Source organism: Bradyrhizobium hereditatis, from assembly GCF_020329435.1.
Classification (GTDB): domain Bacteria; phylum Pseudomonadota; class Alphaproteobacteria; order Rhizobiales; family Xanthobacteraceae; genus Bradyrhizobium; species Bradyrhizobium hereditatis.
This window is the reverse complement of the sequence record NZ_JAGKJK010000009.1, coordinates 1-24157: the sequence shown is the minus strand read 5'-3', so window position 1 is coordinate 24157 and position 24157 is coordinate 1. Positions and strand designations below refer to the sequence as shown.

21 protein-coding genes are annotated in these 24157 nt (G+C 60.7%); 12 read left to right on the top strand and 9 right to left on the bottom strand.

The window, feature by feature from the left end; translation table 11 throughout:
• Positions 1–2 precede the first annotated feature (2 nt).
• From J6524_RS21340 to J6524_RS21325, 4 genes are all read right to left on the bottom strand, one after another.
• A complete protein-coding gene (locus J6524_RS21340; RefSeq protein ID WP_225674092.1) occupies positions 3–1163 on the bottom strand; it encodes an efflux RND transporter periplasmic adaptor subunit in 1161 nt (386 codons plus the stop codon).
• 229 nt (positions 1164–1392) lie between these two features.
• On the bottom strand, positions 1393–1983 hold the full coding sequence (locus tag J6524_RS21335) for an NADPH-dependent FMN reductase (RefSeq protein WP_225674090.1): 591 nt from the start codon (positions 1981–1983) through the stop codon (positions 1393–1395).
• A gap of 70 nt (positions 1984–2053) precedes the next feature.
• Positions 2054–2713, bottom strand: a complete 660-nt coding sequence (locus J6524_RS21330) for a VOC family protein (RefSeq protein WP_225674088.1) — start codon at positions 2711–2713, stop codon at positions 2054–2056.
• 43 nt (positions 2714–2756) lie between these two features.
• Positions 2757–3797: an alpha/beta fold hydrolase gene (locus J6524_RS21325; protein WP_225674086.1), complete on the bottom strand. Its 1041-nt coding sequence runs from the start codon at positions 3795–3797 to the stop codon at positions 2757–2759.
• Between the two features lie 331 nt (positions 3798–4128).
• On the opposite strand from J6524_RS21325, the gene J6524_RS21320 reads away from it, so the two are divergent.
• Positions 4129–4845 (top strand): hypothetical protein, encoded by a 717-nt coding sequence (locus J6524_RS21320; RefSeq protein ID WP_225674084.1) that lies wholly within the window; start codon positions 4129–4131, stop codon positions 4843–4845.
• A gap of 8 nt (positions 4846–4853) precedes the next feature.
• Here the strand turns inward: J6524_RS21320 and J6524_RS21315 are convergent, their stop codons facing one another.
• Positions 4854–7703, bottom strand: coding sequence for an ATP-binding protein (locus J6524_RS21315; RefSeq protein WP_225674616.1), 2850 nt, complete (start codon positions 7701–7703; stop codon positions 4854–4856).
• Between the two features lie 483 nt (positions 7704–8186).
• Between J6524_RS21315 and J6524_RS21310 the strand changes: the two genes are divergently transcribed.
• The 9 genes from J6524_RS21310 to J6524_RS21270 all read left to right on the top strand — a co-directional run bounded on the left by J6524_RS21310 (position 8187) and on the right by J6524_RS21270 (position 15633).
• Positions 8187–9488, top strand: coding sequence for an epoxide hydrolase family protein (locus J6524_RS21310; RefSeq protein ID WP_225674082.1), 1302 nt, complete (start codon positions 8187–8189; stop codon positions 9486–9488).
• Positions 9489–9545: 57 nt separating this feature from the next.
• The gene (locus J6524_RS21305) at positions 9546–9959 is read left to right on the top strand and encodes a cupin domain-containing protein (RefSeq protein WP_225674080.1); all 414 of its coding nucleotides are present in this window, start codon (positions 9546–9548) and stop codon (positions 9957–9959) included.
• Positions 9960–10025: 66 nt separating this feature from the next.
• Positions 10026–11033 carry an alpha/beta fold hydrolase gene (locus J6524_RS21300; protein ID WP_225674078.1) on the top strand — a complete coding sequence of 336 codons (1008 nt, stop codon included), beginning with the start codon at positions 10026–10028 and terminating at the stop codon, positions 11031–11033.
• A 56-nt stretch (positions 11034–11089) separates the two neighbouring features.
• Positions 11090–11944: an SDR family NAD(P)-dependent oxidoreductase gene (locus J6524_RS21295; protein ID WP_225674076.1), complete on the top strand. Its 855-nt coding sequence runs from the start codon at positions 11090–11092 to the stop codon at positions 11942–11944.
• Positions 11945–12179: 235 nt separating this feature from the next.
• Positions 12180–12596 carry a cupin domain-containing protein gene (locus J6524_RS21290; protein ID WP_225674074.1) on the top strand — a complete coding sequence of 139 codons (417 nt, stop codon included), beginning with the start codon at positions 12180–12182 and terminating at the stop codon, positions 12594–12596.
• A 23-nt stretch (positions 12597–12619) separates the two neighbouring features.
• On the top strand, positions 12620–13084 hold the full coding sequence (locus tag J6524_RS21285) for a carboxymuconolactone decarboxylase family protein (RefSeq protein WP_225674073.1): 465 nt from the start codon (positions 12620–12622) through the stop codon (positions 13082–13084).
• Between the two features lie 77 nt (positions 13085–13161).
• On the top strand, positions 13162–13773 hold the full coding sequence (locus J6524_RS21280; protein ID WP_225674071.1) for a formylglycine-generating enzyme family protein: 612 nt from the start codon (positions 13162–13164) through the stop codon (positions 13771–13773).
• A 238-nt stretch (positions 13774–14011) separates the two neighbouring features.
• Complete coding sequence (locus J6524_RS21275) at positions 14012–14644, top strand: tyrosine-type recombinase/integrase (RefSeq protein ID WP_225674069.1); 633 nt, start codon at positions 14012–14014, stop codon at positions 14642–14644.
• 455 nt (positions 14645–15099) lie between these two features.
• A complete protein-coding gene (locus J6524_RS21270) occupies positions 15100–15633 on the top strand; it encodes a hypothetical protein (RefSeq protein ID WP_225674067.1) in 534 nt (177 codons plus the stop codon).
• 616 nt (positions 15634–16249) lie between these two features.
• Here the strand turns inward: J6524_RS21270 and J6524_RS21265 are convergent.
• From J6524_RS21265 to J6524_RS21255, 3 genes are all read right to left on the bottom strand, one after another.
• The gene (locus J6524_RS21265) at positions 16250–16486 is read right to left on the bottom strand and encodes a hypothetical protein (RefSeq protein ID WP_225674065.1); all 237 of its coding nucleotides are present in this window, start codon (positions 16484–16486) and stop codon (positions 16250–16252) included.
• Positions 16487–16538: 52 nt separating this feature from the next.
• The gene (locus J6524_RS21260) at positions 16539–18602 is read right to left on the bottom strand and encodes an FG-GAP repeat domain-containing protein (protein ID WP_225674063.1); all 2064 of its coding nucleotides are present in this window, start codon (positions 18600–18602) and stop codon (positions 16539–16541) included.
• A 188-nt stretch (positions 18603–18790) separates the two neighbouring features.
• Positions 18791–21505, bottom strand: a complete 2715-nt coding sequence (locus J6524_RS21255; protein ID WP_225674061.1) for a metallophosphoesterase — start codon at positions 21503–21505, stop codon at positions 18791–18793.
• A 475-nt stretch (positions 21506–21980) separates the two neighbouring features.
• On the opposite strand from J6524_RS21255, the gene J6524_RS38030 reads away from it, so the two are divergent.
• Complete coding sequence (locus J6524_RS38030) at positions 21981–22235, top strand: CPCC family cysteine-rich protein (protein WP_225674059.1); 255 nt, start codon at positions 21981–21983, stop codon at positions 22233–22235.
• 186 nt (positions 22236–22421) lie between these two features.
• Here J6524_RS38030 and J6524_RS21245 read toward each other — a convergent pair whose 3' ends face one another.
• Positions 22422–22946, bottom strand: a complete 525-nt coding sequence (locus tag J6524_RS21245) for a hypothetical protein (protein ID WP_225674057.1) — start codon at positions 22944–22946, stop codon at positions 22422–22424.
• A 999-nt stretch (positions 22947–23945) separates the two neighbouring features.
• Here J6524_RS21245 and J6524_RS21240 point away from each other — a divergent pair.
• Positions 23946–24157 (top strand): transposase (locus tag J6524_RS21240; protein WP_512699573.1); only part of this gene is annotated, 212 nt, incomplete at its 3' end.

The following is a 24157-nucleotide window of genomic DNA, read 5'->3' as shown; positions in this document are numbered from 1 at the left end:
CCTCAGTTTGCCGCGGCCAGCATTGGCACTTCGGCTGGCTTCACCGGCGCGCCGGAGCTGTAGATCCTCTGCAATCCGCCGATGATGACCTTGTCTCCCGGCATCAAGCCGGACTCGATCAAACGGAGCCCATCGCTCTTGCGGCCGGGTTGAACATCCCTTCGTTGTGCCGTGTTGTCCGCAGCGAGGACGTAAACATACTTGCGGTCCTGATCAGTGAGCACGGCCTTGTCGTCGATCAGGACAGCCTCACTTTCGTGACCTGAGGAAACTTTCACGCGCGCGTACAAGCCCGGCGTGAATATGCGATCGGGGTTGCGCAGCTTTGCCCTCATGCGAATGCTTCCGGTCGTGGAATCGACCTGGTTATCCTGAAAATCGACCATTCCGACGTGCGCAAATCGTTCATCGCCCGCCAGCGCGACACGTACCGCAAGCGTATTGCCAGGGCTCCGGCGCAATTCCGCGCTGTAGCGAAGATAGCTCTGCTCGTCCGGATCGAAATCGACGTAGACCGGGTCCTGTGAGACCATTGACGTCAGCAAACTCTGATCCGCTACCGCAAGATTGCCGACGGTCAGCATCGCGCGGCCGGCCCGACCGTCGATCGGCGCGCGTACCTGCGTGAAGTTGAGATTGAGTTCCGCAAGCTCGACTGCAGCTTCTGCATTGAGCACGTCAGCCTCACTTTGCGCGTAGGCTGCGTGGCGAGTGTCGGCCTCGTCCTGGGACACTGCACTCGACGGCAGGAGTCTCCGCGCACGTTCGTCGCGGCTCTTTGCCAGCAGCGCCGTTGCTCTGGCGCGCTGAAGCTGTGCCGTGGCGCTGTTCAGCGCCGCTTCGTACGGTCGCGGGTCGATGGTGAAGAGAACATCGCCGCGGCGGACCTCATCTCCCTCCTTATAGGCGACATGCGTCACATATCCGCTGACCCGGGACCGAATCTCGACCGATCCGACAGCGCTGATGCGTCCGTTGAACTCGTCCCAGCGCTGCACGCGCTTGAGCAGCACCGTAGCAACGTCGACCTGAGCAGGAGGACTAAGGCTCATAGCCGCTGCCTCTCCATTGCCGGTCAGTTCTCCGGTTGCCGCTAGAAGCCCCAGCGGTGCACCAACCGTGGTGAGGATTGCTGCCGCTATCAGTAGTGTTCTGGTCTTCATCGGTGAATCCTCCTGGTTATCGCGCTTGTCACGGTGCTCGTGAGGGCAATTCGGTGTAGCTGGGATATCGCCATCACGACACGAATGCTCGTTAAGCGTCGTGAGAAGTTGTTGGGATGCTGTTAGGCCCGTTACTGGACGCTGGAAGCTGTATTCCTTCAGGCGGATAGCGAGACAGCTCTTGCGAGAGAGTGGCGCGCCAGGGGGAGAGCGGTTCGTCTCGTCGCCCTCAGTACGGTGGCGCCTTTCGCTGCCGCTGTGCCTTGCCGGCCTCGACCCACCACATCAGGTCGTCGGCAAAGCGCGGGAAGGACTGCTCGAGCGCCTTGCCGCCCTCGCCGATCGGCTGACCGTCGGCAGAGAGAGTCTGATCGATCGGCCCAACGGCGATCGTGCTCGAAGTCACCACCATGCCCATTTCGGACAGTGTGCCGTGCCATGCGGTAGCGGCGCGCGCTCCAGCCAGGCGCCCGGCCGAATAACTGACGATCGCAGCGGGTCGCCAGAACCATTCCTCCAGGAAGTGGTCGGTGAGGTTCTTCAATCCGGGCTGAACGCCCCAATTGTATTCGCCGGTGATGAAGATGAAGCCGTCGGCCGCCTTGATCTTCCCTGCGAGCTGCTCGAGCGCTGCGGGCGCGTGGCCCTTCGGGTATTCCTTGTACATGCGGTCGAGAATCGGAAGGTTGATCGCCTTGGCGTCGATCAACTCGGCGTCGTCGCCTCGGCGGCGCAGCTGGTCGACAACGTATTCGGCAAGCCGGATACCCATCCGGTCGGAACGATAGGAGCCGTAAAAGACGAGGATTCGGTTGCTCATGGGCGTTACTCCGCAGCTGGTTTCTGAAGGTGCGGTTCGTCGGCAACCGGCGGACCGCACCTGATGATGGCTACTTCGGCAGCGGCTTGCCCGCCTGCTCGTTGACGATGTACTCCGCGTACCAGTCCGGCCAGTTCACGTCGTGCTCGCCGGTCAGCTTCTCATGCTCGCCGTGGGCTGCTGCCGCCCGGCGAAGCGTCGCCGCGAGGTCGGATACCGACGCGAAAGTCGTGTCACCCTCGACCCGGCCGGGAAGACGGTTGGTTACTTCCTGCAGCACCCAGCCGTTACCGTCCGGATCGCTAAACGACGCGAACGATTGGTAGGAACGGCGCTGCGGATCCGGGCCACTGACCCGGACGCTTCCGAACAGATACGGTTCGTCGGTACCGGTGTGGACGTCTTCGCTGCCGTGGAACACCTCGCTGACCTTGATGCCGCGCGCAAGCAGCTCCTTCCGTGCAGCCTCGATGTCGGACACGACCAGGTACAGGCCCTGGGCGGAGCCCGGCTTGGTCGGCGTGACGTTCTTGCCGAAGATCACCGAGGCGCCGGAGCCCGGCGGCGTGAACTGGACAATGTGGAAGTCGCTGCCGTTGGTGAATTCGGCGTCAAAACGCCAGCTAAGGTTCGCGTAGAACTCCTTGGCGCGCGCAACATCCGAGACCGGGATAACGGCGAGCTCGAACTTCATGGGACGGACCTTGGTAGGCTTCACTGCTACTGTCATGGTTCTCTCCTGTTGTGTGCCTGGTGAATAACCGACGCCGCGATCACACCTGCGCGGCGACATCGAGAATGGCCTGTGCGAACGCGCTCGGCGCTTCCTGGGGAAGATTGTGGCCGATGCCGCCGGTGATGTGCCGGTGCTCGTACTTGCCGGTAAACTTCTTGGCGTAGACGGCGGGATCGGGATGAGGCGCGCCGTTGCCGTCGCTTTCCATGGTGATGGCCGGCACACCGATTGTCGGCGCCAGAGCCAATTGCGCCTCGAGCTCGTCGTAGGCCTCCTCGCCCTTAGCCAATCCAAGCCGCCAGCGATAATTGTGGATCACGATCGCGACGTGATCGGGATTGTCGAAGGCCTTCGCGCTGCGCTCGAAGGTGGCATCGTCGAAATCCCATTTCGGCGATGCAAGCTTCCAGATCAGCTTCGCGAACTCGCGGCGATGCTTTTCGTAGCCGATGCGGCCGCGCTCGGTGGCGAAGTAGAACTGATACCACCATTCCAACTCGGCCTTCGGCGGCAGCGGCACTTTGCCGGCCTGCTGGTTGCCGATCAGATAGCCGCTGACGGAGACCATCGCGCTAACGCGGTCCGGCCAGAGCACAGCCATGATGTTGGCGGTGCGCGCGCCCCAGTCGAAGCCACCGACGACTGCCTTCTCGATCTTAAGCGCATCCATCAGAGCGATCATGTCCGCTGCAAGCGCCGAAGGCTGGGCGTTGCGCGCGCTTGCATCAGAAAGAAAGCGGGTCGTTCCATAGCCGCGCAGATACGGCACAATGACGCGGTAACCCTGGGCGGTCAGGAGCGGCACGACTTCCGCAAAGCTATCGATGTCGTAAGGCCAGCCGTGCAGCAGCAGGATGGCTGGCCCTCTCTCGGGGCCGTTGTCGGTATATCCTACGTTCAGAATGCCGGCGTTGATCTGCTTCAGATCTCCCAGAGACGCACCGATCGCCGGCGTCCGTGTCGTTGCATCGACCTGGCTCAAGTGCGCGGCTGCGGGACGCGTCAAGCCAATGCCGGTCGCGAGCGCAGCAGCGGCACCGATGAACGCGCGGCGAGTCTGGTTGACGTCCTTGTGCATGGTCGTGCTCCCGTTTGAGGCGTCGTCTTTCGAAGGACGTCGGCCTCGTGTGCAAGCGGTATGCACCGGGTCCGGCACGTTGGCTCGTTAAGCGTTGTTAGACGTTGTCAGCGCGGCTTTCGCCGCAATGGAAATTGCGCGCCGGCCATGCGGCCCGATGGTTGGTCCTGGCTGCCCGAAAGCTCGCGCGTGCGCACCCAGCCAAGACATTGAGACATAGGGGATTTTTGTTACCTCCTCACCGCCCCAACGCCGTTTAACAACACCTAACGGGCCATCCAGAGGCTTCTGCGCAATTGTCTGGGGGCACCACGACGCAAAAGGACCCGAAATGATTCCGCTGCTCGCCGACGCCATCGAGGCCCATGGAGGCCTGGACCGCTGGAAAACTCACCACACGCTCACCGCGACCATCGTCAGCGGCGGCGACCTTTGGGCCCTCAAGGGCGTTCCGCAGGATCCGATCGCGCGGACCATGCAGGTCGAGCTGCATCGGCAATGGGCCTCGGTTGCGCCGTTCGGAAAAGACCGGCATACCGACTTCACATCCGATCGCATCGCCATTCTTGCCGAGGACGGCAGCGTGGTAGCCGAACGATCCGATCCCCGCGCCTCGTTTGCGCGGCACGACATCCGGACGAGTTGGGATCCGCTGCACCGCGCCTACTTCAACGGATATGCGCTCTGGACTTACCTCACCACACCATTCCTGCTCGCCATTGACGGTTTCAAGGTCGAGGAAATCGAGCCCTGGCGCGAGGGAGCGGAAACCTGGCGCGGCTTGAGGGCCACTTTTCCTGCGGAGATCGCCAGCCACAGCACTGAGCAGGACTTCTATTTTGGCGCGGACATGCTCATCCGCCGGCACGACTACCACGTCGATATTGCCGGCAGCTTCCCGGCGGCGCAGTACGTCTCCGACCCCGTTAACGTGGACGGCATCTGGATTCCGACCCGACGCAGCGCTTATCTGCGCGCCGATGACCTGAGGCCGATGCTCGATTCGCTGATGGTGTCGATCGACCTCTCCGACTTCCGCTTCGACTGACGCAGCGCCTACTTTGAAGCTTCATCCAGCAGTTCGCGTGCAGCTTTCAGATCGGCTGTTTCGAACCCTTCTGTGAAGCGGGCGTAGGTCTCGGCCAGTCCGTCCAGCGGCTTCGCCCTGCGCTGCTTGCGTCGAAGGCGAGCCAGCGATGTTTCGGTTCGCAGCCGCCACGACAGCGCGCCCTGCTCCTCGGCCAGCGCGATCGAGGCCGCAAAGCTCGCTTCCGCTGCTTTCGGGTCACCGCTGCGCGCCTCGAGTTCACCGCGCAGGCGCAGAAGCTCCGGTGCGTCGAAAGCCGCTCCGGCCGGCTCGATGCGGGCGATTGCCTCGTGCAGGATGCGCAGCCCCTCCGCCACTTGACCCACCTCTGCCAACCCCTGTGAAAGCTCGGAGATGAAGGCAGATGCATACAGTTCGTACCGATCCGCATGCAAACGCGCCAGCACGTTTTGCAGCAATTCGATTCCTGCTTTGCGCTCACCGCGCGCGATCATTGTCTGCGCGCGGAAACCGGTGGCTACGGCCTGATATGGCGCCAGTGCGTGGCTCGCGGCATGAGTCGAAATACGCCCGGCCATCTGTTCGACTGAAGACCAATCCCCCATCCAACCATAGAGTGATGCAGACCAGCACAGAGCGATGCAATGCATCACCGCGTCCTGTGGCGCCGCGCTAATGATAGAGTGAACACATTCGACCGCCCGATCGGGGAACCCAAGCAGCCATAACACGCGCGCGAGCGGTACCTGCGGCATTCTCGCGTAGGCGAAATGACCGGGTTGAGCCCCGCGGAGCGCCCCTGCATCCAAAACGCCTTCGTCGAGATGCAGTTGCGCAGTTCTCTGATCGCCTATCAGGTGATAGGACACGCCGACTAGCGCTTTGGCCCCGACAAGACCCGCCTTGTCGCCGATCTCGCGTGCAACACGTTCCGCCTCAAAAGCAGTGGGAAGCAGTTCGCGAAAATCACCAGTGCGCCGATAGAACATATTCAAGCGCGCCAGCAGACGAAATTTGTTGGGGCGGTCACCCAGCGCCTCGGCAATTTCGAGGCCGCGGCGCAGCGCCGCTTCAGCCTGATCGCTGTTGCGCTCGGTAAACATGAAAGCGTGTCCGAGGGTTGCCTGAAGCTCCAGTTCCCATGCACTGCCGCGGGTCGAATCATCGAGCATCGAAAGCGCGCGGCTCGACCATAGGCGCCCTTCGTCCAGCAGGTTGAGCTCGACGAACAGCCTGGCGCAGGCGCCGGCCAGCGGAACGCGCAGTCCAGCGCCCTCATCATTGGCGAAAGCCCAGTTCAGCGCGGCACGCGCGTCGGAAAACAGCAGCGTCCGAGCTCGCGAACTCGAAGCCAGGTTGCCAGCGCCTGAGTCCGTCGCGGTCGTCTCCAGCGCATGCTGGAGATAGCGGGCATGTCGGCGCGCGATGCTCGTCGCTTCACCGCTGTCAGCGAGCTTTTGCGTGGCATAAGCCCTGGTGGTGTCAAGCAGCCGATAGCGCGTGACGGGGGCGTCAGGCCGCACCGAAATCAGGGACTTTGCAACGAGTTGCTCCAACGACTCCACAATACGCTCGGCCGGGTCGCCCTCCTCGCCTGCGACCATGGTCGCTCCCTGCAAGGTGAAAGGAGCGGCGAAGATGGCAAGGCGACGCAGAACGATCCGCTCGCTCTCGCTGATCAGACCATAGCTCCAGTCCAGCGTTGCACCGAGAGTTTGATGGCGCGGAGGCGCCGTCCGCCGGCCGCGCCACTCCAGCTTTAGCCGGCCGTCGAGCAGCGTCACTATCTCGCGCAATCCATGCGTGCCGACCCGCACGGCGGCGAGTTCGATCGCCAGCGCTATGCCATCGAGCTTGCTGCATATTTCGGCGACAATCTCGGCGTCTTCGTCGGCGATTTCCTCGCGATGGCCCGCCGCGGCGGCCCGCTCCGTGAACAGGCGCGCAGCCGGATAGGTCAGCATCTCGCGTGCGCTCAGCCTCGCCCCCTGCGGCGGCCCCTCGAGCGGGGCGAGCTCGAAGATCTGCTCGCCTTCTACAAGCAGCGACTCGCGGCTGGTGACGAGAATGCTGACACCAGACGCCTGCTGGTGGATGCGCTCCGCCAGCCCCGCAATCGCCTCGACGACATGCTCGCAACTGTCGAGCACCAGCAGCAGGCGCCGGTTGCGCAGGTGACCGACTATGTTGTCCGTTGGATCAGAATGATGCACCACGAGCCCAAGGGCCCAGGCGATCGTGCCGGCGACAAGCGCCGCATCCTTCACCATGCTGAAGTCGAGAAAGCGAACCTGATTGTCGAATTGCGCCGAGAGTTCGTGGGCCAGCGCGATCGCAACGGTGGTCTTGCCGATGCCACCAGGGCCCCTGAGTGTGATGAAGCGTTCGGTCAGCAAACGCTGCGCCACTTCGCGCACAACGTCATCCCTCCCGATCATCCGCTCCAGGCGGGGAGGCAGGACTGGCACAGGCGCCTCAGGGGCGCTCGGCGCCTGCTCAGGAGGCGAAACCGCCGGAATTGCGTCTGCGATGCGCTGCACCGGTGCGACGAAGCAATAGCCGCGGCTCGGTACGTTAGTGATGTAGCGCGCCCCGTCCTTGCCGTCACCGAGCGCCTTGCGAAGCTCGGCAATATGCACTCGCAAACTGATCTCTTCGACGGCAAGGCCCGGCCACGCGTGGGCCAGCAGCTCGTTCTTCGATACAACATCGCCAGCACGGCTGACCAACAGCCGCAGGATATCCAGCGCGCGGCTGCCCAGCTTGACCGGCTGCCCATCCCTTTCAAGCAGCCGCGTCTTGTCGTGAAGGGAGAACGGTCCGAAGGAGGCGATGCTTGCGTCGTGCGAGGCCCACACGGGATTCGCGCGAGAACCGCTCGTTGTATCAAGCCCGGTCACTTACGCTCACCCTTGTCGATTGCTGGTTTGCGAAATTTACTGTACCGCGTCTGCCGCCATCCGGCTTCCCTTTTCTTCGGAAGAAACCGCCGAAAGTATTGCGATCTGTGCGCGGACGGCATCGTTGTCGGAGGTTTTGCGGCCCAAGAAAAGCTGCACGTTGCGAGGTGCAAAGAATGCAACGGGGGGAGAGGCACCTCCAGTACCACTGATCCGGCCAAATTGTCACACTCACCACGATCAATAGCTGCCGGACCCAATCGTGGATCTCGCCGAAAGTAGGCATGTGCTTGCCGCGCAGCGAATTTCTTCAACGTAAACAATCGGTAACAGCGTCTAACAACACCTAACGAGCAATTTTCCGGCTCTCCGGCAACATTCAAGCCATGGTCGATGCGCGAACCAGATTGGTCAACGCCAGATCAGGCAACGGAGAGCAAGATGCACGGGCCGCAGGTTTCCGAAGTTATCGACCAGGATCGGCGCGCCCTGCTCGGCGGCGCTGTGATGGGTATTGCGATTGCCGGCACCGCTGGCCTGTTTCCTCTTCACCGCGCTCTGGCTGAACCGAACGATGCAATTCGCCCGTTTCGTGCCAATTTCCCTGACGAGGCTCTGATCGACCTTCGCCGGCGCGTCGCTGCGACACGCCTGCCCGACCGGGAGACGGTTGATGACGGATCGCAGGGCCTTCAGCTCGCAGCGTTCAGCGAACTCATGCGCTACTGGGCCACTGAATACGACTGGCGCAAAGCCGAAGCCAGGCTCAATGCCCTGCCGCAGTTCACAACGACGATCGACGGCGTCGACATTCACTTCATCCATGTCCGCTCCCGTCATGCGAACGCGCTGCCGCTGATCATGACGCACGGCTGGCCGGGCTCAGTGTTCGAGCTGCTCAAGACCGTTGGTCCTCTGACCGATCCGACCAGCCACGGTGGACACGCAGAAGACGCATTTGATCTTGTCCTGCCGTCGATCCCGGGCTTCGGCTTTTCCGGCAAACCCAAAGGCACAGGATGGGGGCCGGAGCGGATCGCGCGAGCTTGGGCCGAACTGATGAATCGCCTCGGCTACAGCCGCTACGTCGCCCAGGGCGGCGACTGGGGCGCGCCGATCTCGAGCGCCATGGCGCGACAGGCTCCTGCAGGATTGCTCGGCATTCACATCAACCTGCCGGCGGCCGTACCGTCCGAAATCGCGGCGCTGCTCGCCACCGGCGCGCCTGCTCCGCAGGATCTCTCGTCGAAGGAACGTGCAGCGTTCGACGCACTCTCCATCTTCTACAAGAGGTATCGGGCCTACGCCGCAATGATGGGAACGCGGCCGCAGACCATCGGCTACGCGCTGACCGACTCTCCCGCCGGGCTGGCGGCTTGGATGTTCGACTACAACAACGCCGAACCGCTTCGCTCGCTCACGCGCGACGAGATGCTCGACGACGTCACGCTGTACTGGTTGACGAACACGGCTGTTTCATCCGCACGCATCTACTGGGAGACGGCAGGTCAGAGCGTCATTCTCTCCGCGGCGCAAAAGACAGCCGAAATCTCGCTTCCCGTCGCGATCTCCGTCTTCCCGGATGAAGTATATCGCGCTCCGGAGAGCTGGGCCCGCCGCGCCTATCGCAATCTCATCTACTTCAACGAGGCCGAGAAGGGCGGACACTTCGCTGCGTGGGAACAGCCCGAACTTTTCGCCCGGGAAGTCACGGCGGCGCTTCGGCCACTACGTCAACACTGACCTGAACCGGTCATCTCAATCGCTGCAAGATATCAACCTGAACGAGGACAAGATCCAATGAAAACACTCCGCACCATCGCCGCAGTTGCGGCACTCTTCGTCGCCGGCGAGTCGACCCTGCCTGTGGCTCAGGCCCACGAAGTCAGTCTTGGCGACATCAAGCGCACCAATCTGCTCCGTAACGATCTCAGCGCCGCCGGACGCGAGGTCATCCAGGTGCTCGTTGAGTTCGGTCCGGGCGTGAGCGCCGTCAGGCACTCGCATCCCGGTGAAGAGCTGGTCTACGTCACCGAGGGCGCCCTGGAGTATCAGCTCGACGGCAGGCCGCCACTGACCGTCAAGGCCGGCGAAGTGCTCTTCATTCCGCACGGAACGCCGCATGCTGTGAAGAACGTCGGCTCCGTCAAGGCCGCCGAGCTTGCCACCTACATCGTCGAGAAAGGCAAGCCGCTTCTGATCCTGCGCGAGTGACAGATCCCGAGGGAAGCTCCACGACCGCTGGGACCGCACGCACCATTCGAATTTGGGAGACCAACGATGACCGATAGCTATGAGAAAGCCGACCTTCGTCGCCGATGTCACGGCGGCCTCGCGATAGCAGTCGCTGCGGCCACGGCACTCGGCACTTCAGTGCCCGGCCTGGTCAGTACGCCGGCCCGCGCCCAAATTCTCTCCGGACAAGAGCAGAAGGCCGACGTCGGCTTTCTCGAGATCAACAAGGACATAACGCTCCGGAGAATGGTGGTCCACAACGCGAACCCGAAGGGGACCGTTCTCTTCCTGCATGGATTTCCGGAGACGCTGTACGCCTGGAAGGATATCTCCCTTACCCTCGCCGCCGACTATGAAGTCCACGCTTTCGATTGGCCGGGCTTCGGGCTTTCCTCGCGGCCGACGGTCGACAGATTTTCGTACGCCCCACGGGACTACGCACGCGTTCTGAACGACTACATACGCAAGGCCGGCATCGAGACATCGAAGCTCGCGATCTACGCAACCGACATCGGAGCTTTGCCGGCTCTTCTCCTCGCCCAGGAGAAGCCCGGCATCGCGACGTCTATCATCGTCGGCGATTTCGCCCCCTTCGACAGGCCTCAGTACATGTACGAGAGCTTGCAGAGCCTGAAGGTTGGACCGTCCATGGATCAGGCCCGTGACCAGCTGAACAAGAATCGCGACGACATCCTCGAAAACGCGTTCAGAAGAGGCCTGCCCAAGGAATCACAATTCGATGTGCCGTGCGAATTCAAGGACGACATGTCACGCGCCTGGGGTTACGGCGCAATCACGACGGCGGATGCTTTCTCGCACTACTACGCCCGCTTTACGCAGGACCAGCATCACTTCGAATCGCATCTGGAGCGGCTCGAAATCCCGGTGAAGATCGTGTGGGGCGAGAAGGATCTTTACATCAAGAAAGAGATGGGGATCGAGCTCGCCGACAGAATTGGCGCCGAACTGACGATCCTTCCCGGCATCGGGCACTACCCTCACCTACAGGATCCCAAGCAGACCATCGACGAGGTTCGCGCCGCATTTCAGTGACCGACCCGAAAAGTATCACCCGCACGCGCCAGTGGCGCAAAACAAGGAGAAATGCGATGTCCGTCTCTCTGAAAGGTGTTGCAGTCGTCACAGGTGCCTCCGCCGGGATCGGTGCGGTTTATGCCGATCGGCTGGTTCGCCGGGGCTACGACCTCATCCTCGTCGCGCGCAACAGGCGGCGGCTCGCATCGCTGGCGCGCCGACTCACCAACGAAACCGGCCGGAAAGTGGAGACCGTCGAGGCCGATCTCACATCGCCTGCAGACTTGCAGCGCGTTGAAGACATCCTTCGCACCGATGCCGCCATCTCGGTGCTGGTCAACAACGCCGGCGTCGGCGCCTCAGCTCCGCTGGTCGCCTCCGACGTCGACAAGATGGAAGACATGATCCGCCTCAACGTCACTGCGCTGACGCGGCTGACCTACGCGGCGGTGCCGGGATTTGTCGCCCGCGGCAGCGGCACGATCATCAACATCTCATCAGTTGTCGCGATCGCGCCGGAGGTGCTGAACGTCGTCTATGGCGGTTCGAAAGCGTTCGTGCTCGCGTTCAGCCAATCGCTGCTTCACGAGCTCGCCGACAAGGGCATCCGCGTGCAGGCCGTGCTGCCGGGCGCCACCGCCACCGAGTTCTGGGACGTTGCCGGTACGCCGGTGCATCAGCTTCCGCCGCAGATCGTGATGTCGGCCGACGACTTGGTCGATGCTGCACTCGCGGGTCTGGACCTTGGCGAGACCGTGACCGTCCCGTCCCTGGCAGACAAGGCGGTGTGGGATCGCCATGAGGCGGCGCGCCTCGCCATGACGGACAAGCTCTCCAGCGCGATCCCGGCGCCTCGCTATAACCTGCACAGGCATGAAAGTGCGAGCGCGAGGCGCCAACGCACTATCACGGCCCACCAAAGCCGCTGACGTACCCCCGGCATCCAGCCGGACGTGCTGAGACCGTCGAGTGCTGCTCGACGGCAGTCCTTCACACGTCCGGTGGACAAGGAGAAATACCATGAAGCCGAAGTTGCCGTCTCACGCGTCGCCACCAGGTTCCGACACCGGTTTTGGTCCTTGGCGCAGTTTCCGAGTGGCGCAGATGAGCAGGCGTTTCCGGACAAGATTATCAGAACCCATGCAAGCAAAGGAGAATACGACCATGAAAATACGATCCATCCTCAGTGCGGCTTTTGCTGCCATTGCCATCACCATGGCGACGCCTGCCGCGGCCCACGATACTGGTGAAACGGTCACGCCGCACTTCCAGCAGACGATACCCAACATTCCCGGCAAGTCACTGGTCGCCCTTGTCGTCGACTATACGCCGGGTGGGGCATCGCCGTCGCACATCCACGCCAAGTCGGCGTTCATCTTCGGCTATGTGCTTTCGGGCGAAATCGAGTCCCAGGTGAATGACGGACCCAGGCGAGTCTACCGCGCCGGCGAAAGTTTTTACGAGACGCCGGGCTCGCGCCACCCCGTCAGTCGCAATGCGAGCAAGACCAAGCCTGCAAGGCTGCTCGCCGTGTTCGTCGTCGACACCGACGACAAGGAACTGACCACCCCGGTCAAATAACACCGTCATTCAAGGAGCCAAAAATGAGCAAGCGTCTCGACTACAATCAGATTGCACCGGCAGGCGTGAAAGCGCTCGGCGGCGTGTACGGATACGTCATGCAGAGCAGCCTTTCCCCTGCGCTGGTCGAACTGGTCTACCTGCGAATTTCCCAGATCAACAATTGCGCCTACTGCCTCGACATGCACACGCGCGACCTTCTCAAGAAGGGAGAGAAGATCGAAAGGCTCGCGCTGGTGCAGGCATGGCGGGAGGCCGGGGACCTCTTCGACGCCCGGGAACGCGCCGCGCTGGCATGGGCTGAGACGGTGACGCGCGTCGCAGAAACCAACGTGCCGGATGAAGCGTACCAGGCCGCCCGCGCTGTGTTTGGAGAGCGCGAGCTCGTCGATCTCACGATCGCGATCAGCTTGATGAACGCCTACAACCGCATGGCCATCAGCTTCCGCAACGCGCCGCAGGCGGCGCTCGCAAAAGCCTCGACCTGAGCCAAGCTCCCACAGCTTATCAAGTAGGTGTTCAACTACGATCAAGATCGCAATCGCCTACTATGAGGAGGATCAGGATGAGACTTCACCTCCTTTTTGGCCTTATTTGGCTTGGAGCCGGCAGCTGCGTCGAGACAACCGGAGCCGCCGCGGAAACGGCCGTGCAGCGGTTCTCGGCTGCGCCGGCGGTGCTCACCATGGAGCAGGAGAAAAATCTCGCCGCCGGTTCTGAGTTCAGGGAATGCGCAGTTGCCTGCCCCCTCATGGTGGTAATCCCCGCAGGCAAGTCCACCATGGGCTCGCCTGAATACGAGGCCGGCCGGACCAAAGGAGAGCGTCCTCAGTATGAAGTAACCATCGCAAAAGCCTTCGCCGCCTCCAAGTACGAGGTAACCTTTGATCAGTGGGATGCCTGTGTGGCAGCTGCGGCGTGCCCCCGTGTCATGGACGCATGGGGTCGGGGAAACATGCCCGTCATCAATGTGAGCTGGGGGGACGCCAAACAGTATGTGGCTTGGCTTTCGCGGCTCACAGGCAAGGAGTATCGACTCCTGACCGAGGCCGAATGGGAGCATGCGGCCCGCGCTGGCGCGAAGACACGCTACTCGTGGGGAAATGAGCATGCGAACACTGGTGACCCAAATGGCCCGTACGAGGCCTGTCCGCTAACCAGATCGCATGCGCGCTGATAACCATGATGGCCCGGAGCACAACACGCTCCAATCAGAGGCCGGATACATTGATGCAAGACCGTATCTACCGGATCGTCGAAATCTTCTTGCACCGCACGGCCGGACCATACATCAAAATCGGTCCTGTCATCGCTCGAATTGGAGGCAAGTACGTCTCCAATCGTCTGAAAGCGGGCGCAGAAATAGAAGGTGTTCGGGTTAAAAATGACCGGCCTCACGAGTTGAGGAGGTCAACATGATCGACGCCTTGAGCACTATTCCCGTCGTCTGGAAGCACACTCCGTGGAATAAGGGAAAGATTGTCGGCGCGAAGCCACCGCTCCGTCCGAAGCACGTCTGGGCAATTCGAACCCAGCTCCAGATCGATGGCCGGATGCGCGATCTTGCTCTGTTCAACGTCGCCATTGATAGCAAGCTGCGCGGCTGCGACGTCGTAGGGTTGAAAGTAGATGACGTTGCGCCGGGCGGATATGCGGCCGATCGAGCGACCGTCCGACAAAAGAAGACCGGCCGACCAGTCAAATTCGAGCTAACGGAATCAACCCGTCAGGCGATCGATGACTACCTGCGGGTGACCGGCAAGAAGCCAGGCGACTACCTGTTCACAGGCCGGCGGCGGCCTGGACACATGACTACCCGCCAGTATGCCCGGCTCCTATCTCACTGGATCGCTGACATCGGACTGGACCCACACCTATTCGGGACGCATTCCCTTCGCCGGACCAAGGCGACGTTGATCTATCGCCGAACCGGCAACCTGCGAGCCGTGCAGCTGCTACTGGGGCATACCAAGATCGAGAGTACCGTCCGATATCTCGGCATCGAGGTCGACGACGCCCTCGCGATAGCAGAACAAGTTGACGTCTGACCTCGGGGGCAGAGCAGACGCGCTCTGCTCTACCCTCCCAGACGGCTTCGGGCCAGAAGCCGACCCGTGAGTCGTTTGCGCTACTGTGTAATCCGCGGTGAAAATATAGTCTCCCGCAATCCCCGCGGCGCTGAATGCTGTCGTTTGTAGCTCAGACGAGAAGAAGCTATTCTAGCCGCCTGTAGTGGATCCCCCCGGTGCTCGGCAGAAGAGGCGAGCGATGATGATCCATGATCCGCCTGATCGCTCTAGCTGGAATATTGGGAGCGCTCGTCGCGACAGCGATTTTCTATGCGATGATCCGGCCCGTAGGGACTCAGCTGCCGCGACCGACGAGTGGCCGATCTGCAGCACCATGGGCTCGCTCGCGGAGAGTGCAAATTGGGCACAGTTGATCCGGATTTCGCGGCCGGCAAGAAGGCGATAGCGGCGGGCGATGGAAGGGCGCCATCGCGTTGCTCAAGTCCGCGCTCTTGCGCGACACACGCAATGCCGACATCCAGACCTATATCGGATACAGCTATCGCCGATTGCGGGAGCTGGAGCTGGCGTTCGCGCATTTTCGGCAGGCGCTGACCTTTAATCCGCGCCACCGCGCGGCACATCAACACATGGGCGAGACCTATCTCACGATCGGCAATGTCGCCGCAGCCAGGGAGCACCTTGCGGCCTTGGAGGGCATTTGCCTGATCCCATGCGCCGAACACGGCGATTTACTGCCCCGACTTGCCCAAATTTCCACGTCAAATTACCAACAGCGAGGAAGTCGCGCGGGGGATGTCGCCACACTATTGGAATATCGAGATATTGAAGTCCCAGCGCGCAACGGCTGTCGCTACGTACAGCTTTCCCACAAGGAGGCCGGGCGGCTAATCCAATCCGGTCTCCTATCAACAAATAATGCGGATCGAGCTCGGCGCCTCGTCATGTTCAAAAAACTGAGCGAGATGCAGCGCCTTGACCATCAGCATCCCGGGAACAAGCATTGACCTGGTCCGTATCCCCTTTCTTGATACGGTCCGCCTCTCCTTTCGTTGACTTGCCTCCTACTTTCTGCGGTCGCTTTCGCCGAGCATTCTGCGTGTCCTCTTTCGCATCCAGTAAGGCAGCCATTAACCACGGACACATTTAAATTCCATTGGCGGCAATTGCTTTTACAACTCTCCGTGGCCCGAGAGCAATCTGCATGGGTGGGCACCTGCGCAGATGCGAAATTTACCGCAGCAGCTGAGAAGAAACCCAAAAGGCTCATTGTGAGAACTACCCGTGTCCATGTCATGACGTTACCTCCTGGCCGGCCTTGCAAGGATCCCAAGAAGTCCCTCGCTAAGCTGGTTAGCGTTAAAAGCCCCCCGATACCTCCTCGATTCAGCGGATTACAATGTCCTCAAGCGTGCCGACGATGTGCGCTTCCTCTCCTTCAATCGTCGGTCGAAACCGTCTCGGCGGTGGAGTGACCTTCCAGAAAGGCGCGAAACGTTGCCGTTCGTCGATCGGACAACAGCGAGCGGTGGCGGCGCACCAATCGGCGGGATCGGTAGCCGTGTTCAGCGGCGCGGCATTGGCGGGGTATCGATTCTGCCGCACCTGAATTGGAGGTTCCTCTCAGCAAGTCGGGCGATCGATCACGGTTGTGGTGTGATAGTAGGTCGAGGGATTTTCGGCATAGACGTCGTTGTAGAACTCCACGGAGCCTGTGCTCGTGTCCCAGCGCACGCGGAGCTCGACCCGCCCCCAGACATGCGTCGGCGGGTTGTTGCAATCCCGAAGGATCGCCTCCACCCGGCGGCGACCCTTCGTGTGACGGTAATAGAGGTTCCTTGGTACATAGCGCAGACTCACACCATTGACCCAGCAAGAGAATCGCAAGAAGTCGCCTGTCAGGCTGGATCCACTAGCGCATCGCGTGCCAGGAGCGTTTTTCGAACCGGTCCCGGAGCCCGCCGCGCCAAATCATGAAGTGGTTCGGAGCCGGCATGGATTCGCTGGAAGGCACATAGTAGCTGACGACCTTGGCGCGTCGATCGCCGTCGAAGTAGCCGACAAGCAATCGGCTCAGCTCCGGATACGCGGCCGACTGTCCGTCTCCCTCGCGCAGGGCTCGCAGCGCGCCAGCACCGCCAGGGCTGTAGCTCCACATCTGCGAGCCGTCATCGAAGGCGATGTCGCTCCTACCGTCGCCATCAAAATCGGCGACAACACCGCCTCGGAAGTTCGATCTCTGCAAGGAGTTCAGCTCCGTCCAGGAGCCTGTTGCGCCACTCGAAATTTGCCACTTGCCGCCGGTAATGACAGCGACGTCGGTTCCCTTCTGCGCGTCGAACTCACCGAACAGGAAATCGGAGACAGCGTAGCCGGAACTTTGCGTCGACTGCCACTCTTTCAGCCTGCCATACCAAACCCACCACCGACCGTTGCGCGTGTAAAAGATGTCTGTCAGGTCGTCGCCGTCAAAATCTCCGAACCGCAGGTTCGCCAAAGGCTCCGGCGTTGTAGTCAGCGGCTGCAGGGGCACTCGGCCACTTTTCACGAAGCCAAGATTGCCGGCGCCATCGCGATAGAGCACGTCGGTGAATCCATCGTTGTCGATGTCGGCGAAGCCCAATTCGCGAGTAAGCTTGTCTGAGGCATGTAGAAACTCCCACGCGCCCTGTCCGCCCGGCGAGAAGAACCAGGCGGTGCCCGTAGCGACAAGCACATCCGTCCGTCCGTCGCCGTCGAAATCGCCGGTAGCGAGATCATCCGAACGGTCAGTGCCGAACTGATTCCCAGCAGCGCTGAAACTGAAAGCCCCGTGGTCTTCGCCCCATCCCGTATCATTCTTCTCCATTTTCAACGAAACAGCTGCATCGAGATCACCATGAACCACGACGTTCGCATCGAAACGCATCCCTGACGTCGGCTTACCACGCAGCATCAGGGCAGGACGCGTTTTCAGGCAGATGATGACGCAGGCATATTCCTGAGCGCCGCGAATAGTGTTGTAGGCAATCTCGTAATAGTCACCTGCAGTCCCACCATAACCAGTGCTCTTGTTGTCGCCGTTTGTGTCATTAGTGCCATGCACATCGAAGTGTTGATTGTAGAAGCTGTCCTGCATGAAACCACCTTGCAGAACGTAATTGAAGCGAGCGATGTAACCCGACTTGGCAAAGCCGTCTGAAGCCACTGCGTGCCTGTTGAAGTCAAACACATTGCCCGTGATGGCCGCGAAGGCACCGCTACCTACGGTCACGCCGTAGCCGCCGCCGTCGCGCGCATTGTGGTGAAAAAAGTTGCGATCGACGCGGATCAGTCCTGCATCGTCTTTAGTAAGGGCTGTCCATTCAGCTTGATATTGTTCCGGCGTGCGAGCTTTGTTCGTGCTACCAATCCCGACGGCGCTGCCCGTCCATTCGTCAAATTCATTCTCCGCTATATAGATTCCGCGCCCGAGCTTCATATTGGGATCGGCGGTGATGGTGATGCCATCGATGTACGGCTGCTGGCTGCTGCGGCTGCCCTTCGCCGGCCCGCGCAGATGCAAGCCGGTGACCGAGATGTTGTTTTCGGTGATCACGAAGAGCGAATAGCCCTTGCAAGCGTCGGATCGCGGCTGCACTGAAGGATCAAGGCACTTGGCGTCAGTGAACAGACTTGGCCGGCTCCCTAGTTCGCCCCGTTCGCCCATCAATGTTACGCCGCCCCTGATCGGGATTTCGGATCGCCCCGTCATGTTCAGAAACTTGTCCTTGGCGACGATGACGCAACCGACGAAATTCGAGCGCAAGACCTGCTCCAAGTGATCTGATGTCTGCACGCGGTGCTCGTTGTCGCATCGCCGCACAATTCGCTCCGGCTCTCCCGGCAGCCTGCCGATTCCGATCTCCCGTCTGGGCGAGGTGGCCTCCGGCGCGGATATCACTGCGGCGGCGAAGATGAGCACCGCGCCAGCCACGAGAAGCAATCTCTTCAGCATGGGGTTCTCCTTGTATCGCAACGGGATGCGCCGATCCCCGGGTGCTCGAAGTAGCCCTTGGCGCGGCCGCCGGGATCGCGGTCTCGCTGCTGGTTGTGCCGGCGTGCCCAGGCGCTGCTGGCAGAGGCGGCGGGTGGGCGTGCTCAATCCTCCAGGCGGTCGCCCAATCCGGCCGAGGTGCGCTCGCGTCAGCCCACGATCGGCGGCTCAACTGGCTGGTCTGGCGTCACGGGCCCTATAGGCCCGTCCTGCTCCTGGTCCCATGGCATCTCAAAGTTACGCGCACGCAGCTCACTCAGTGTGACGTAGCGCATCTTGTCGATGACGCCGCTCTTCGCTTGAACCAGCCGGAAGCCCTGAAACGACGGCTGACCGAGTGGTGCAGGCACCCGCTCAAGGCTTACGCCCGCTCCCAGCGTGCCGACGATGTGCGCTTCCTCTCCTTCAATCGTCGGTCGAAACTTTCTTGGCGGCGGAGTGACCTTCCAGAAAGGCGCGAAGCGTTGCCGTTCATCCATCGGACCGAGCGCCGCCGTCTGCGCAAACAGCGGGCGGTGACGCCGCCACCAATCGGCAGGATCGGCAGCCGTGTTCAGCGGCGTGGCATAAGGCGGGGTATCGATTCTGCCGTACTGCGTGGGCGGAATGCCGGGACCGCCGTGCCCGCGGACCACTGTCGGTACGGTGCTGGGTGACGCGCCCTCCGTTATGCGCACCTGAATGGGAGTTTCCCTCGGCAAGTCCGGCTGTTGGATGACGTTCGTGGTGTGATAGTAGGTCGAGGGATTTTCGGTATAGAAGTCGTTGTAGAACTCCACAGAGCCCGTGCCCGCGTTCCAGCGCACGCGGTGCTCGACCCGCTCGTGGTGATGGCCGTATAGGACTAGGTCCACGGGGCGCGGAACGTTGCGTCCGGTGCAGATATCGATCAGTTCCTGCGCCCCGTTCGCGATATACCCATCGTCCATGCCATCCCTCAGGTCGCCAGCCATGAAGTACGCCGTGCCGGTGCGCGGCCAGGCTGCGCCCGGGATGCCACGACGCCGGACATATTCCTCCGTCAGCGCTGGATCGGCGGTCGGGCGGAGCGTTTCGCGTTGGTAGTAGGGATACTCGCCAAACCTCGGATGAAACGGCGGGCAGTGCATCCCGACGATCACAAGTCCGTCGATTCCCGCTTCAACGATCGCGTTTCTGACTATTCCAAGCTCCGCCGGCGTCAACCCGACTGAATCGGGACCACCGCCGTTCAGCAGCTTCTGCGTGGCGGGATGGAACTGGCCGCTGCTCCACAGATCGCTCCATTCGCCAACCGGTCCGTACTTCAGTTGAAGCAGGTACAGCAATGTGATCTCCCCCGGTAGACCGCTGTCGTACTTGGTATCGAGCATCACCAAGCGGTGCTTCCCCAGCTTCACAACATAGCTTCGCAGATCGGTGAAGGTGGTGGAGAAGAAAGCGTACTCACGATCGAACTGATCGATCCGCAGCATCCTGGCACCAGCTTCTGCGTTGGACGCCGTGTACTTGGGCGTGCGGCCATCCTGAAGGGCGATGGCTTCGCTTTCGGTCAGGTTATGAGCGGCGTGCTCGTTAATGCCCTTGTCGCTGCCGCTGCCCGGGAGGTCCACGTCGGCACGGAGATCGTATGGATGGAGCCGGTAATCGTGATTTCCGAACGTCGCAAAGAACGGGATGCGGAGCGCTTCACCGGGCGGCGATCCCAGTTCAACGGGATCGCCAATCAGGAGCCGATGCAGCCGGACGAAGTTGTCGCTTTCCGCAGGCTCACTGTCTTCATCTACGTAGTCGGCCAGATCACCCGTGGCAATTACGAGGTCGGCTTTTCCCAGACTGTGAAGCCTGTTGGCGTAGCGGATGAAGTCCTTCAGGTTTGTCTGAAAATTCGAGTAGTGTTCTGCGGCATCACTGAAGCCTAACGCGTTGAGCTTGGCACGAAAACGCTCGTTCCTGCCGCTTACGTGCAGGTCGGTGATGTGCAACAGGCCAAAACGATCCCACTTTGACTTCACGTACATGCAGTGATGAGAGAGCGTAATGTCCACCCCGCTGGGCGGCCGCAGCTTGAGGTCGTAGAGCGTGCGCTCACGCAAGTCGAGCGGACCTCCCGGAAAGATGTCGACGATGGTCCGCATGTTGACCATGAACTGCGTGGAGCTGAACTCGGACACCTGCGTGGGCGACATCAGGATCAGGCTAAACGGGTGGTCGACCGATGAGACCCCGAGCCGCTCGTTCCACAGGTCGCTGAAGATGCTCGGGCGCCATGCGGTCAGGGCGTTGTAATACTGGCGTGGCATATCGCGCCATTCGATTAGGGTGTAAAAACGGCGCTCCTGGTGGGCCGTTGGATCGATGAGAATCGGCCTGCCGATGGTCGGCAGGTTCAGGCGTCCAACGAGGATGCGATCCACGCCAGGCACGCCTGGCGCAGAAAAGACAACGCCCCGCTGGAAGTACGCAGCCTGGCCGCCCGCAATTGGAATATTCCCGGTGATTGGCAGTCCGAGGCCGGGCGGATATCCGGCGAGCGCGCCGAACAGCACGGCGCCTCCCGAGCCGCGCGTCCAGTAGATGGCGCCCCATTCGAAGCGGCTGCGCGGAGTGGAAGTGCCGGGAACAAGCGCCTGGTCCGTCGTGGGATATCCGAGATCGCGACGTCCCGTCGCCGGATTCATGCCGGGGCCGCCGTGCTCGAGATACTTGGTGAGGATGCCTCCATGGACCTCGTGTGCGCCGGTATTACTGTGCCAATAGATGTGCCCGTGCTGGTACTTGCGCACGCGTCCGCCGGCCGCTGCTGCTTCTTCCGATCCAAGTGGGGTACCAAGATCGAAGCCATTCGACTTCAGTTGGTTGTGCTTGTCGTCGATTGCGGACATGGCTGCCTCCTTGAGGTGAGCAGCGGATTATCACGCGATATTTCGAGCCGACAGACTAGCGAGTTCACGCCTTGCCCAACAAGCGCCTAGCTAAGCTGAGGCACCGTAGTTTTTTAAACCATGCTTAAATGAAACACTGTGAACTAGATCACACCCCCCACCATTTTCCAAATTAACGGCAAAACGCGCGGACCGAGCGCCGCTACCGCAGGCAACCACGCGACCCGCGGAGGGCTCGCACGATGTAGGACCAAGACATCGATAAGATTACGGGGAATACATCCGGTCGCGGCAAGAACCCGATTGACGTTTTGGCGCTCGGGTTCTGTCCACGGACTATAAAGCGTGCAATGGTTGGTCTTGACCTCGATGATAGCTACGTCGATCAGGTCGTTCGAAAGCGCTAAGAGCGCTCATCGTCGATCATGATATCGTTCGGTTGTCGATCAGGCGCTCCGCTCAGTAGGGGAATCGCATGGCCAGCAAATCGGCGTCCGTACGTTGTCCGTGCTGCCAATGCCTGACCTTGCACCAGCGAGGCGGCTATGAGATTTGCCCTGTGTGCGTTTGGGAGGACGACGGGCAAGACGATCACGATGCCGACGAGGTCCGGGGCGGCCCTAATGGTTCAATGTCGCTTACTCGTGCTCGACAAAACTTCGAGCAGTGTGGCGCTTCAGATCCGGCACACGGCACGCACGTTCGACCTCCCGCAGAAGCGGAGCGCTAAATTACTGTTCATTGAGCTTGGCGGACCAGTGTTTAGTCCGCCTTGGGTCACAAGCGGCGGTCCGGCCGCTCAGCTCGCCAGGTCCGGTCCTCCTCTGAGAGCGGCCTTTGCGGCCGCTCATAGGCAGTTCGGCTGAGGGCCAAGTCCAGACATCAACAGCGCAAAAGTGGTCTCAACAGCGTCCGATCACGATGTGTGGCCAAAAATGAGATAGAGCCCGACAAATTCCAAAATCACGCAACCGACAGCCGCGGCACAGAGAACTATCCCCGATATCCTTCTCTCTCGAAATCCTCCCCGGAGATAAATCACGAGTAGCGGCGTGAGAACCAGAAAGACTGGACCAAACAAGACCAAGTCCTTGCCGATCATGATAAATAGATCCCTCATGTCACCGGCCACAAAAACTCTCATTGCCCCGGTCAAGTAAGCAAAAGCGAGAAGAGGTGTCGTTAGAACCGAGGCGACCGTTGGCGAAAAATCAGCGGACTGGCGTCCAGTCTTACTGATCCATCCGTAGATCAAGCGGCTGGCTAGAAACGCCCCCACGAACGGTAAGAAAATTCGTAACGCCGCCGCAATATCCCGTTCGACAGCAGTTGAAGGCCAGACGGAAGATGCCATCTTGAGCTTGGCCCAGTTGTAGAGAATTAGCCCAAAAACCAGAACACCAATTTGCACGCAAAATAACGATACCAGAGCCCAATACATTCTTGGGTCATCGTCACGATAAATCCAGCCGCCCCGTGATGGCACGCGCATTGTGCGAAGGAAGTAGAACAGCACACAAGCAAGAATGTAGAGGATTATAGTCCCCAAGTAAGTCAAAAGAGATTGCATGACTATGAGGTTGTAGGGTCTGTTTCCATCAACGTGACCATACTGAAGGCTGATATCAGATCAAGTGAGTGACTACTTCCGGTTCGGGTCACAAGCGGCGGTCCGGCCGCTCATCTCGACAGGTCCGGGTTTTCTTCTGAGAGCCGCCTTTGCGACCGCTCAAAGGCAGTTCGGCGGCTAAGGGCCAGATCGAGACATCGAGTGCTCGTTGCGCACCCTTATCGGCAAGTCTCGATCGAACCTTCACCCAAAGGCGCTCGAAAACTCCTGGCAAGCAGAAACCACACTTCGGCGGCTCAATCCAATATGTCCCCAGCCGAGTGGTCCGCTGAACTTTACTACGAGCTGGTCTGGGCGCTTTGGATTCGGTCTAGCATCTGTTGTCCACGAAAGACGTCCAATGCTCGCCCTAACGATTTCCTGACTTTCACAGGCTGACTTGATCGACGCGAAAAGAGCGCGCACTTCATCGAAAGACAGGTCCATCGATGACGCCTCTCCCAGATTACATCTGAGCTGACAATTCGCACCAAGAAACTTAACATATAGCCCTTGGTAGTCAGGGCCTGTAAGTGAAATCAGCTGATGTTTCATGTGCGGCAGCACGATTACGATCTTCCACCCGCAATTGCAAGCCGTCGCCATCGCCGACTGGCTCGGCGAAGTCCCCAGTGGCGCGCCTCGGAAATGGGTTTCCGCTTCGGGTCACAAGCGGCGGTCGAACGATCGCTGATGCGAAGTCCGGACTGCCCTCAATACCAGACCAGCCGCAGGCGACGAAGTCGGTCGGCTTGGGGCCCAGGCTGTGTGAAAACGCTCTGTTTGCTGTGATTCGCGCGATAAGATTCCCTGCGATTTGCGGGGCATCCGATGAAACGCTTTGTTGAAGGGTTAGATCGCGGGCAGAGCACCCTGTTTCCGGCGTCGCTCGATGACTATGTGACCAAGGATAATCCGGTGCGAGCGGTCGACGTGTTCGTCGACAGTCTTGATCTCGACAAGCTGGGGTTCATCGGTGTTCAGCCACTCGACACTGGCCGCCCCAGCTATCACCCCCGCACTATGCTCAAGCTCTACATCTA